This window comes from Nocardia sp. NPDC049526, assembly GCF_044465765.1.
Classification (GTDB): Bacteria; Actinomycetota; Actinomycetes; order Mycobacteriales; family Mycobacteriaceae; genus Nocardia.
Genome location: NZ_JBITMA010000023.1, coordinates 42,677 through 56,258 on the forward strand (window position 1 = coordinate 42,677; position 13,582 = coordinate 56,258).

General features: G+C 68.6%; 3 protein-coding genes. 2 read left to right on the forward strand and 1 reads right to left on the reverse strand.

What is annotated here, in order from left to right:
- Window positions 1-20 precede the first annotated feature (20 nt).
- Complete coding sequence (locus tag ACIBW7_RS40280) at window positions 21-10,946, forward strand: type I polyketide synthase (protein WP_397055923.1); 10,926 nt, start codon at window positions 21-23, stop codon at window positions 10,944-10,946.
- 12 nt (window positions 10,947-10,958) lie between these two features.
- Entirely contained in the window at window positions 10,959-11,483 is a 525-nt protein-coding gene (locus ACIBW7_RS40285) for a PaaI family thioesterase (protein WP_397055925.1), read from the forward strand.
- Between the two features lie 54 nt (window positions 11,484-11,537).
- Here the strand turns inward: ACIBW7_RS40285 and ACIBW7_RS40290 are convergent, their stop codons facing one another.
- Window positions 11,538-13,568 (reverse strand): FAD-dependent oxidoreductase, encoded by a 2,031-nt coding sequence (locus ACIBW7_RS40290; protein WP_397055927.1) that lies wholly within the window; start codon window positions 13,566-13,568, stop codon window positions 11,538-11,540.
- Window positions 13,569-13,582: the final 14 nt, after the last annotated feature.

The following is a 13,582-nucleotide window of genomic DNA, read 5'->3' on the forward strand; positions in this document are numbered from 1 at the left end:
ACGAGCAGGAGTCTCCACCGATGGCCGACAACGACGAACTTCGCAGATATCTCAGGAAGTCCGCGAAGGAACTGTACGAAACCAAACAACAGCTGCGCCGGCTCACCGACCGGTCGAACGAGCCCATCGCCGTGGTCGGTATGGCCTGCCGCTACCCGGGCGGCGTGCGCTCACCCGAGGACCTGTGGCGGATAGCGGCGGACGGCGTGGATGCTGTCGGGGATTACCCGTCCGACCGTGGCTGGGACCTGGACCGGCTGTTCGATCCCGACCCGGATGTGCCGGGGACGATCTACACCCGCCAGGGCGGATTCCTCGATTCCCCGGCCGATTTCGATGCCGCCTTCTTCGGTATCAGCCCGCGTGAGGCCGCAGCGATGGATCCACAGCAGCGGCTGATGCTGGAGGCGTCCTGGGAGGCGCTGGAGAACGCGGGTATCGACCCGGCATCGCTACGCGGTGGCGACACCGCCGTGTTCGCCGGTGTCAATCACCAGAACTACGGTCCACGAGTCGGCTCGCCCGCGCTCACCGCCGAGTCCGAAGGCCATGCGTATCTCGGCGTGACGGCCAGTGTGCTGTCCGGGCGGATCTCCTACACCCTCGGCTTCCAGGGTCCGGCCATCTCGATTGATACCGCGTGCTCGTCGTCGCTGGTCGCGCTGCACCTGGCGTGTCAGGCCCTGCGCCAGGGCGATGCCACCCTGGCGCTGGCGGGCGGCGTCACCGTGATGTCGGATCCGGCGCTGCTCATCGCCTTCGCGCGGCAGCGCGCACTGTCACCGGATGCCCGCTGCAAAGCGTTCGCGGCGGCCGCCGACGGCACCGGCTTCTCCGAGGGCCTCGGCTTGCTGGTACTCGAACGGCTTTCGGACGCACAGCGATTGGGGCACAACGTACTCGCCGTGGTGCGTGGCAGCGCGGTCAACCAGGACGGGGCGAGCAACGGGCTGACGGCCCCCAACGGTCCGTCCCAGGAACGGGTCATCGCCCAAGCGCTGGCCAATGCGGGCCTGGAACCGTCGGATATCGACGCGGTGGAAGCACATGGCACGGGCACGATGCTCGGCGATCCAATCGAGGCGCGGGCGCTGATCAGCGTCTACGGCACGGAACGTACCTCGGCTCCGTTGCGCCTCGGATCGCTCAAGTCCAATATCGGCCACACCTCGGCGGCGGCGGGCGTCGGCGGCGTGATCAAGATGATCGAGGCGATGCGCCACGGCATGCTGCCGAAGACGCTGCACGTGGACGCGCCGACCCCGCACGTGGATTGGTCGGCGGGCACTGTGCGGCTGCTCCAGGAGAGCGAGCCGTGGCCCGCGGGCGAACGGGTCCGGCGCGCGGGTGTGTCGTCGTTCGGGGCCAGTGGGACCAACGCCCATGTCATCCTCGAGGAGGCGCCCACCGCACCGGTTGCCGAGCAGAGCCCGACCGCCGGTGACGCTCCCGAGCGGGGCGACGCCGAGCAGCCGTGTGCGTCCGAATTCGTGCCCCTGCTGGTGTCGGCGAGTTCCGAGGTAGCGCTGCGCGCACAGGCGGATCGCCTGCGGCAGTGGATGATCGGTGACAGCGAGGCGGATCCGTGGGATATCGCTCATGCGCTGACCACCTCGCGGGCCCGGCTGGACTGGCGGGGCACCGTCATCGGACGCGATCGCACCGAGCTGCTGGCGGGTCTGGCGGCCCTGGCCGGTGGCGGGTCCGGACCCGATGTGGTTCGCGGTGTGGTCGGCTCGGGGCGCACCGCGTTCCTGTTCACCGGCCAGGGCGCGCAGCGACCCGGCATGGGTGCGCGACTGTATGCGGCGTTCCCGGTGTTCGCCGCGGCACTGGACGAGGTGTGCGCCGAGTTCGATCCGTTGCTCGGATGTTCGTTGCGGGAGGTGATGTTCGCCGAAGACGGCGCTACCGGCGACACGACCGGGCCCGCCTCGACGCCGCTGGATCGGACGGAGTTCACTCAGCCCGCGCTGTTCGCGTTCGAGGTGGCAATGTACCGGCTCGTCGCGTCATTCGAGGTGACCGCCGATGTGCTGCTCGGCCACTCCATCGGTGAATTGGTCGCGGCGTATATCGCCGGGGTCTGGTCGCTCCCGGACGCGTGCGCGCTGGTGGCGGCGCGCGGGCGGCTGATGGGCGCGCTGCCGTCGGGCGGGGCGATGCTGGCGGCGGCCGTATCCGAAGACGAGGCCGTCGCGCTGCTGGCCGGATACCGGAACCGGCTGTCGCTGGCCGCCGTGAACGGTCCGTCCTCGGTGGTGCTGTCCGGCGACGTGGACGCCGTCGACGATATCGAGCGGATGCTCGGCGATCAGGGCCGCAAGACCAACCGGTTGCGGGTCAGTCACGCGTTCCATTCGGCGCGCATGGAACCGATGCTGGCCGAATTCCGTGCGGTGGCGCAGAGATTGACCTATCGGATGCCGACCATCTCGGTCGTCTCGAATATGTCCGGTGCCGTCGTCGATCGTGAACTGACCGACCCGTCGTATTGGGCGGATCAGGTACGGGCGGCCGTTCGCTTCGCGCCGGGTGTGGTGGCGTTGGCCACGACCGGCGTCCGGCGGTTCCTGGAGGTCGGCCCCGACGCCGTCCTCGCGGCGATGACCCGGCAATGTCTGGCCGAGGAACCCGATCTCGAGGCGCGGTCGGTGGTGGCCGCCGCCGGTCGGCGCGATGCCGACGAGGTGGCGCAGTTCACCGCGTTCCTGGCCGCCGCGCACGCCGCCGGGCTCCCGGTTGATTGGCGGCCCCTCTACGCGGGCCGATCGACGCGCCGAATCTCGTTGCCCACCTACGCCTTCCAACGGCAACGGTATTGGGTGCCGCCCACCGACGGTCTCGGCGACGTGGGTCGTGCCGGTCTGCTGTCGATCGACCATCCCATGCTGGGCGCGGCGGTGGCCATCGCGGGCAAGGACGAATGGCTGTTCACCGGAAGGCTTTCGACGGCGTCGCAGACCTGGATCGCCGATCACCTGGTGTTCGGCGCGGTGCTGCTGCCCGGCACCGGTTTCGTGGAACTGGCGTTGGCAGCCGGTGCTCGCCTCGGTGTCGAGATCGTCGAGGAGTTGGTCCTCGAAGCACCACTGCGGATGGACGAGCACACCGAAATCGATATCCAGATCAGTGTGGAAGCCGCCGATGACGACGGCCGCAGGCGCTTCGTCGTGGTGTCGAAGCTTGTCGAGGACGCCTTCGTGATCGACGGCGCGCCGGAGTCGCGGACCGGCACGAGCGCGATCACGCATGCGCGCGGCGTCTTCGCGCCCGCGCAGTCGAACGACGCGCCGCTGACCGGCCGCGACCTCGGCCCGGCGACGCAGGACGATGTCGTCTCCGGCGAGCCGATGTACGATCGGTTGGCCGCGCGCGGACTCGGTTACGGCCCCACGTTCCAGAATGTCGCCCGCCTGTGGCGTGCCGGTGACGATGTCGTGGCCGAGGTGCGCCTGTCCACCGAACTCGATGCCGACGCCGGCCGCTTCGCCATCCATCCCGCGCTGCTGGATTCGGCACTGCACGCCGCCGTCGAGGAGCTCGGCGCCGAACTGCCGCAGGATCAGGCGCCGCTGCCGTTCTTCTTCACCGGCGTGCGGGTGTATCGCCGCGGTGTGACGGCCGCGTGGGCGCGCATCCGGCGTAGCGGAACCGACAGTGTGCGGCTCGAACTCGTCGACGAATCCGACGCTGTCGTGCTGACCATCGAGGCGCTGCAGGCCCGACCGGTACACAGCCGGGCCCTGCGCGATGATCGGACTTCGGCACGTCACGCGCTCTACGACGTGCAGTGGAGCGTCGTCGAATCCCGTACGCAGGCAGGCCAGGAGGGTCGGCGAATGGCCGTCGTCGGTGCCGCTTCGACGTCCGGATTCGACGAGAATTACCAGGATATGGCCGCCCTGGCCGAGGCGGTCGGCGACAACGTCCCCGACCTCGTGGTGTGGTGCGCCGATAACCTCGAGCCGTCGATTGATTCCGGACCTGGTTCGGCGGAACTCGTACGCCGGCGCGTGCACACCGTGCTGGAGTCGGTCAGATCGTGGTTGCGTCTGCCGACGGCCGAGGACGCACGGCTGATCGTGGTGACTCGTAACGGGGCTGGTCTCGTCGGTGAGGATCCCGATCTGGCCGCGGCCGCCTCCTGGGGTGTGGTGCGCAGTACCCAATCCGAGCATGTCGGTCGAATTGTCCTGGTGGACATCGACAATGCGGCCGCGGTCACCCCCGATCTCGTCGCGGCGGCCCTGCGGACCGAGGAGGCGCAGCTGGCCGCCCGCGCGGACGCGCTGTTCGCGCCGCGGCTGACCCGGCACGAGGTGTCCGCGACCGACACGGGCCAGGCGTTCGGCTCGGGTGCGGTGCTGATCACCGGTGGTACGAGCGGGCTCGGCGCCTTGGTCGCCCGACATCTGGCCGCTGTCCGGGGCGTGCGCGAACTGGTACTGGTTTCCCGGCGTGGCCCGCAGGCCGACGGCGTCGCCGAACTCGTGACCGAATTGGGTGAACTCGGCGCTCGGGCGCGGGTACTGGCCTGCGATGTCAGCGACCGTGCCGCCGTGGCGACACTGCTCAACGAGATCGCCGACGGTCCCGCGCTGACAGCTGTCGTGCACGCGGCCGGTCTGCTGGCCGACGGGACCGTCGAAACCCTCACCGCCGAGCAGATCGACCGTGTACTCGCACCGAAGGTCGATGCGGCGCTGCACCTGCACGAACTCACCCTGGACCGCGACCTGTCGGCGTTCGTCATGTTCTCCTCGATCGCGGCGGTGCTCGGATCGGCGGGACAGGCCAACTACGCGGCGGCGAATTCGGTCCTGGACGCCTTGGCGCGACGGCGTGTCAACGCGGGAATGCCCGCGGTGTCGGTGGCATGGGGACCGTGGAGTCAAGACAGCGGGATGGTGGCCGAACTGGGTGCGGCCGCCGTGGAACGCCTGTCGCGCATGGGCTTTCGCCCACTCGCGCCGGCCGACGGCCTCGCGCTGCTCGAGCTGGCGACCGATGCGGGCACTCCCTTCCTCGCCGCGGTCGACTTCGACCTCGCCGCACTATCGGTCCAAGCGCGCGCCGGCATGCTGGCGTCGCCACTGCAATCATTGGTGCCCTCCCCACGGCGCGTGCGCAGCGGAGGCGGGGACCTGACCCGGCGGCTGGCCGCGGCCGAGCCGGACAAGCACGACGCGATCGTTCTCGATTTCGTCCGAGAGCAGGTCGCCGCGGTGCTCGGGCATCCGTCGGGATCGGTGATCGACGCCGAAAAGCCTTTCAATGAACTCGGATTCGATTCGCTCGGCGCGGTGGATTTCCGCAACCGGCTGGCCAAGACCACGGGTCTGCGCCTGCCGTCGACGCTGGCCTTCGACTATCCGACAGCGAAGGCCATCACCCGATACGTGCGCGCGCAACTCGATGGTGCGGGCGCGGCGGCGAATGCCCAGCCCGCGCGCCGCCGGACGCGCGCCGACGAGCCGATCGCGATCGTCGGCATGGCCTGCCGTTATCCCGGCGGCGTCGAATCGCCGGGCGGGCTGTGGGATCTCGTGTCGTCCGGCACCGATGCCATCGGTCCATTTCCCGATGACCGGGGCTGGCCCCTGGAACGCCTGATCCATCCCGACCCCGACAACCCCGGCACGTCCTACACCCGCGAGGGCGGATTTCTGCCCGACGCGGCCGGTTTCGACGCGGCCTTCTTCGGAATCGGCCCACGCGAAGCGGTCGCGATGGATCCGCAGCAGCGGCTGCTGCTCGAGGTGTCGTGGGAGGCGTTGGAGCACGCCGGATTCGATCCGACCTCGTTGCGGGGCAGCGACACCGGCGTCTACACCGGCGTGATGTACCAGGACTACGAGGTGCTCACCCGCAAGGGCGGGCCGGAGGCCGAGGGCTATATCGGGACCGGTGCTGCGGCGAGTGTGGTCTCCGGACGCGTCGCGTACGCGCTTGGTCTGGAAGGACCCGCGATGACGGTGGATACGGCGTGCTCGTCTTCGCTGGTGGCACTGCACGTCGCGTGCCGGGCGCTGCGCCAGGGGGAGAGTTCGCTCGCGCTGGTGGGCGGCGCGACGGTGATGTCGACGCCGATGGTGTTCGTGGAGTTCTCCCGGCAGCGTGGTCTCGCGCCGGATGGTCGGTGCAAGTCCTTCTCGGCCGCAGCCGACGGGGTGGCCTGGGCCGAGGGCGCTGCCGTGCTCGTGGTGGAACGGCTGTCGGACGCACAGCGATTGGGCCACAACGTCCTCGCCGTGGTGCGCGGCACCGCAGTAAACCAGGATGGCGCGAGCAACGGCCTGACCGCGCCCAATGGTCCCTCGCAGGAGCGGGTGATCGCGGCGGCGCTGGCCGATGCGGGCCTGCGCCCGGACGAGGTGGATGTGGTGGAGGCGCACGGTACCGGGACGGCGCTCGGTGATCCGATCGAAGCGCAGGCCCTGCTTGCCACCTACGGGCAGGATCGCGCGGACCGGCCGCTGCGTCTCGGCGCGCTCAAGTCCAATATCGGTCACACCCAGGCGGCTTCCGGCGTGGGCGGCGTGATCAAGATGGTGCAGGCTTTGCGGCACGAGATGTTGCCGAAGACCCTGCACGTGGACGAGCTGTCGCCCCATGTGGATTGGTCGGCGGGCGCGGTGCGGGTGCTGACCGAGGCGGAGCCGTGGCCCGCGGGCGAGCGGACCCGCCGGGCCGGGGTGTCGTCCTTCGGGATCAGCGGCACGAACGCCCATGTGATCCTCGAGGAAGCACCGGCGCCACGCCCGACCACGACAGGCACGGCAGATGGTGAATCATCCTCCGTCGCATCGGGTTTCGCGGCCGATTCGACGATTGCGGTGGTGCCGCTGGTGCTCTCGGCGAAGACGGTGGCGGGGTTGCGCGGGCAGGCCGCGCGATTGCGGGACTGGCTGGCCGACCGTCCCGAGGTGGATTCGTGGGCGGTGGCGCGGTCATTGCTCGACTCACGGGCGTTGCTGGATCGGCGCGGGATCGTCGTCGGAGGTGACCGAACCGAACTGCTGGCCGGGCTGAACGCCCTGGCCGCGGGCTCGGGGTCGCCGGGTGTGGCCGAGGGCGCCGTCGGTTCGGGGAAGACGGCATTCCTGTTCACCGGTGGTGGCGCGCAGCGAGTGGGCATGGGTGCCGGGCTGTACGCGGCGTTCCCGGTATTCGCGGCGGCACTGGACGAGGTGTGCGCCGAGTTCGATCGGCACCTCGGCGGGTCGTTGCGGGAGGTCATGTTCACCGATTCGGCGGGTGTGCTGGACGCGATGGGCTGGATGCAGCCCGCGCTGTTCGCCTTCGAAGTGGCGATGTTCCGGTTGCTCGAATCGTTCGGCGTCGCACCCGATGTCGTCGCGGGTCATTCACTCGGCGAGCTGACCGCGGCCTACGTCGCGGGCGTGTGGTCGCTCTCGGACGCGTGCGAGCTGGTAGCGGCGCGCGGCCGGCTGATGGGGGCGGCTCCGGCCAGTGGCGCGATGCTGGCGGCGGCGGTCTCGGAGGCCGAGGCCGCCGAGCTGCTGACCGGATTCGGTGACCGAGTGTCGCTCGGCGCGGTGAACGGGCCGGAGTCGGTGCTGTTCTCCGGATACGCCGATGCCGTCGGCGAGATTCAGCGGCGGCTCGCCGACGCGGGCCGCAAGAATACGTTGCTGCGGATTTCGCATGCCTCGCATTCAGTGCTGATGGAACCCATCCTCGACGAATTCCGTTCGGTGGCAGAGCGATTGACCTATCATGAGCCGCTGCTGCCCATCGTGTCGAATGTGTCGGGGACCCCGGTGGGGGCGGAGGTTCGCGATCCGGCGTACTGGGTCGCGCAGGTGCGTGGCTGCGTGCGGTTCGCGCCCGGCATCGATAGCCTTATCGAGTCGGGCGTGCGTAGCTTCGTCGAGGTCGGTCCTGACGCGGCGCTCACCGCGATGACCCGGGAGTGTTTGGCCGAACACCCGGAGGTCGGCGCGGAGTCGATCGTGGTGGCCTCGTCCCGACGATCGATCGACGAGGTGTTCCAGTTCGTCACAGCCCTCGCGCAGGTGCATGTGGTGGGCACGCCGGTGGACTGGCCACTGCTGTTCGGCGCGCGTGGCACCGGACCGATAGAGCTGCCCACCTACGCCTTTCAACACAAGCGGTTCTGGTTGCAGCCGCAATCCGACGAGGTGGTCGGCTCGTTCGGACATCCGCTGGTCACGAATATGGTGCCGCTCGCGGGCCGGGACCAGTGGCTGTTCACCGGACGACTCTCGGTGCGGACCCATCCCTGGATCGCCGACCACGCGGTGTTCGGTTCGGTGCTGCTGCCCGGCACGGCCTTCGCGGAGTTGGCGTTGACGGCGGGTGCGCAGCTGGACGTCGCTGTCATCGACGAGTTGCTGCTGGAAGCCCCGCTCGTCTTCGCCGATGGTGCGGAGGTCGATCTTCAGGTGAGTGTCGAGGAGGCCGACGATGCGGGACGGCGCAGGTTCGCGATCTATTCGCGGGCCGACGCCGCCGATCGGGACGTGGCGGATCGGGATCCATGGGTGCTGCACGCCGGTGGTGTGCTGACCGCCGCCGACGGGGACGAAGTTCCCACCTGGAGCGAAGCGAACTGGCCGCCCTCCGGGGCCCAGCCGTCGGAAAGCGCTCTCTATGATCGATTGGCGGACAAAGGATTCGACTACGGTCCGGTTTTCCAGGGTGTCACGGCGATGTGGACGCGTGGCGAGCAGTCGTTCGCCGAAGTCTCCCTCGACGACTCGGTGAGTGGTTCCGCAGCCGCGTTCGGCATCCATCCGGCACTGCTCGACGCCAGCCTGCACGTGGCCATCGACGGTCTGCACAACGGTCTGTCTCCAGAGCAGCTGCCATTGCCCTTCTCCTTTACCGGCGTTCGGTTGTGGCGTTCCGGCGTCGCCGCGATGCGCGCACGGGTGAGCCGGGACGCCGACGGGCAAGTGAGCATCGCCGCGGTCGATGAGACCGGGGCGCTCGTGCTGACGATCGACGCGGTTGCCGCGCGTCCCATCGATGCCGCGGCACTGCACGCGGTGGCCGCGGTTCGGCGCTCATCGCTGCTGAGCTTGCGGTGGATCCGGTCGGAGCTGCCCGCACCGGCGGCGGGCGCAGTGCTCGCGACCCTGGGCGCGGTGCGGGTGCCCGATATCGAACTGCACTACGCCGACGTCGCGGAAATGATTGCGGCAGAGTCTGTTCCGGATGTGGTCGTCTGGTCGATCACCGAGCCGAGCGCCGCCGGACATGGTCGGATCGACGGCGATACGGCCGCCGCGGTGCGGAGCTCGGTCCACTCGGCCTTGGCCACCGTGCGATCCTGGCTTGCCAGCGAGCGGCTGGCCGATACCCGTCTGGTGGTGGCGACTCGCGGCGCGGCCGGTATGCCGGGGGAGTCCGTCGACCTGGCGGCCGCCGCGGTGACAGGGCTCATCCGCACCGCACAATCGGAATATCCGGGCCGCATCGTGCTGCTCGACCACGACGGCGATCTCGGTGACGCCGTCGTGCGCGGCGTGGTCGAGTCGGAACGAGCACAGGTAGCGGTCCGCGATGGCGTGCTGTGCGTGCCGCGTCTCGGCGCCATGGACAGTCTCGTCGGAAGAGCCGAAGCATTCGGCCGGACAGGCGCATTCGGCGATGGCACGGTCCTGATCACCGGCGGCACCAGTGGAATCGGCGCGGTGATGGCCCGTCATCTGGTCCGCACCCACGGCGTCGAACACCTCCTGCTGGTTTCCCGGCGCGGCGACGCGGCGGACGGTGTAGCGGAGCTGGTCGATGAACTCACGCGGCTGGGCGCCGAAACCCGGGTCGCCGCATGTGATGTCGCTGATCGGGCCGCCGTGGCGGCGGTACTCGATGCGATCGGGACCGAGCATCCGCTGACCGCGGTGATCCACTCCGCGGGCATGATCGACGACGCCACGATCGAAACATTGAGCGCGGAACAGCTCAACCGCGTGCTGGCCCCCAAGGTGGACGGTGCCCTGAATCTGCACGAGCTCACCCGCGAGCACGAGCTGGCGGCGTTCGTGCTGTTCTCCTCGGCCGCCGCGCTGCTGGGCTCGGCCGGGCAGGGCAACTATACGGCGGCGAACGCGTTCCTCGACGGTCTCGCCCGTGCCCGCAGGTCCGAGGGGCTGCCCGCCTTGTCGATCGCCTGGGGTCTCTGGAACGAAGACACTGGCATGGCGGGCACCATGGACCGATCCACGGTGGCACGGTTGGCGCGAATGGGCATCAAGGTACTCGGCGACGACGACGGGACCGCACTGCTCGACGCCGCGGTCGCCACCGACGAAACACTGGTCGCCGGTGTCGAGTTCGATAAACCGGCGCTCGCGGCGCAGGCCAGAGCGGAGCTACTGCCCGAGGTGCTCAGTGGGTTGGTCCCCGCGCGTGCTCGGCGCACGACGAGCGCAGCGGCCGGGGGCGGTCTATTGGCGCAGCAACTCGCCGCCACCCCGGAGGACGAGCACGATGCGCTGGTGCTCGGCTTTGTGCGCGAGCACACCGCGGCGGTTCTCGGTCACGCCTCGGCCGATGCCATCGATCCCGAAACTCCGTTCAGCGACCTGGGTTTCGACTCCCTCGGGGGTGTCGAGTTGCGCAATCGGCTCACCGAGGTGACCGGTATGAAACTGCCCACGACGCTGGTGTTCGATTACCCGACCGCCGCCGCCGTCGCGAAACTGGTGCTCTCGCGCTGGGCGGACACCTCGATCCCGTCGGCGATCGACGATCAGATCGCCGCCCTGCGCACGCTGTTGGCGACGATACCGTCCGCGGCGGACAAGGCTCGGCTGGCCGAGCGGGTCCGCTCCACGCTGGCCGAGGCATTGGCGGACCGGGAGGCCGCGGTCCCGAGCGACCGTGTCGCCGTCGAAGCGGCCAGCGCCGACGAGCTCTTCGCCCTCATCGACCAGCAGATATCGACATAGTTAGGGATTGTGATGACAGGCAACGATCTGGCGACGATCGAAATGTCCGGTGCGACGAGATCACTGCATCTGGAATGGGAGGATCCCGGCCTGGCCGTGCTCGCTCTGCTGCAACTGTCCCGCGACGAACTGCTGGAGCGGCTGGGCTCCGGTGACCTGCCGCAACCGCCGCTGGCCAAGTTGCTGAACATCGTGGTGATGGAAGCCGAGCCTGGTCGGATGGTCCTGAGTCTCACACCGGACGAGCGGCACGTGAACTACCTCGGTGTGGTCGGCGGCGGTGTGGTCGGCGCGGTCCTCGACGTCGCGATGTGGGGTGCGGTCCATCTGTCGATCGAAGAACCGGCCATGGTCACGACCACCAGCATGAATACGAATTTCGTGCGTCGGGTCGCCCACGGCCAGGGCACACTGCGCGCGATCGCCCACGCCGTGCACGTCGGCCGGACGACGGCGACCGCGGAAGCCCGTCTCGTCGACGCCGCGGACAAGATATACGCGACGGCGACCGCGACCTATATAAAGTTGAGCGGCTGATACAAAGGCCGGTGCTCGGGAGATCTCCTCGAGCACCGGCCCTCGTACTGTGACTCAGAGTTCGGCCGCCAGCCGCGTGCCCTGTTCGATCGCGCGTTTGGCGTCCAGTTCCTTGGCCTCCTCGGCACCGCCGATGAGATGTGCTCGCACACCGAGGGATTCGAGCCGGTCCGATAGATCGCGCACCGATTCCTGACCGGCGCACACGATCACGTTGTCGACCTCGAGTACCCGCCTGCCGTCCCGGTTCGAACCAAAACTGATGTGCAGGCCGCGATCGTCGATCCGCTCGTAATTGACCCCGCCGATCTGCTCGACGCCCTTCGCCTCCAAGGTGGCGCGATGGATCCAACCGGTCGACTTGCCGAGACTCAGCCCGAACGGTCCCGACTTCCGTTGCAGCAGTGTCACTTCCCGCAAAGCGGGAGTGTGCCTGCGCGCGGTCAACTGTCCCGGCGCGCGATGGTCGTGGGTGACACCCCACTCGGCCCGCCACTCGTCGAGTTCCAGCGCGGCCGGACCGTCGACGGCGAGGAATTCGCTGACGTCGAAACCGATTCCACCTGCGCCGATGACAGCGACGCGCGTGCCGACGGCTCGCTCCTGCCGGATCAGTTCCGGATAGGACAGGACCATCGGGTGGTCGATCCCGGGGATATCGGGTACACGAGGTCGCACGCCGGTCGCCAGGACAACCTCGTCCCAGCCGCCGCCGGCCAACTGCTCGGCGGTGGCGGGGGTGTTCAAATGCACCGTGACAGCGGCCAATTCGAGTTTGCGGCGGAAGTACCGGATCGACTCGTTGAACTCCTCCTTGCCCGGGATACGCCGTGCGAGGTCGAACTGGCCGCCGATGGTGTCGGACGCCTCGAAGAGTTCGACGTGATGACCGCGCTCGGCGAGCCCGATCGCGGCCGACAACCCCGCCGGGCCCGCGCCGACGACGGCGACGCGTTTGGCGTGCCGAGTGGGCAGCAACTGCAGCAGTGTTTCGTGACAGGCCCGCGGATTGACCAGGCAGGACACGGTTTGGCGGGTGAAGGTGTGGTCGAGGCAGGCCTGGTTGCAGGCGATGCAGGTGTTGATCTCGGCCACCCGGGACTCGGCGGCCTTGTTCACCCATTCCGGATCGGCCAGCATCGGGCGGGCCAGCGAGATGAGATCGGCCTGGCCCCGCTCCAGGATCTCCTCGGCGACCTCGGGCATGTTGATGCGGTTCGAGGCGCAGACCGGAATCGACACGTGGGTCTTGAGTTCGGCGGTATATCCCACGAACGCGGCTCGTGGCACCGAGGTGGCGATCGTCGGCACCCGCGATTCGTGCCAACCGATATCGGTGTTGATGACGTCGACCCCGGCGGCCTCCAATTCCTTGGCCAGCGCGATGATCTCCTCGAAGGTTTGTCCGTCCTCGACGAATTCGGCCATGGAAAGCCGGAACATGAGGAGGAAGTCTTCGCCCATCGCGGCCCGGGTCCGCGCCGCGATCTCGACCGGGAACCGTCGCCGGTTCTCGGCGGAGCCACCCCAGCGGTCGGTGCGGTGATTGGTGCGCGGCGCGAGGAATTGATTGATCAGGAAGCCCTCGCCGCCCATCAATTCGATGCCGTCATAACCTGCTACCTTCGCCAGCCGGGCGCAGCGCACGTGGTCGGCGATCGTCGATTCGATGCCCTCCTCGGTCATGGCCTTCGGCTCGAACGCAGTGAGCGGGGACGCCACCGCCGAGGCCGATACATTGATCGGGATATTCGAATCGCGCCCACCGTGCACGATTTGCAAAGCGATCTTGGCCCCCGCCTCGTGCACCGCGTCCGTGATGACCCGGTGGCGTTGCGCGTCGCCCTCGGTGATCATCGCGCAGGCGAAAGGCCACAGCCATCCTTCGCGGTTCGGCGAATATCCGCCGGTGACGATCAGGCCGACGCCGCCACGGGCCCGTTCGGCGAAGAACGCGGCCAGCCGGTCGATATGCCAATCCCGGTCCTCGAGCCCGGTGTGCATCGAACCCATCACCACACGATTGCGCAGCGTGACCCGCCCCACCCGCAGTGGCGACAACAAGTGCGGAAAAGCTGAACTCATGCATGGAACCTAAT

Bases quoted from the DNA above. Each gene is read 5' to 3' on its own strand.
- ACIBW7_RS40285 (WP_397055925.1), top strand. From the start codon at position 10,959: ATGACAGGCAACGATCTGGCGACGATCGAAATGTCCGGTGCGACGAGA.
- ACIBW7_RS40280 (WP_397055923.1), top strand. From the start codon at position 21: ATGGCCGACAACGACGAACTTCGCAGATATCTCAGGAAGTCCGCGAAG.
- ACIBW7_RS40290 (WP_397055927.1), bottom strand. From the start codon at position 13,568: ATGAGTTCAGCTTTTCCGCACTTGTTGTCGCCACTGCGGGTGGGGCGG.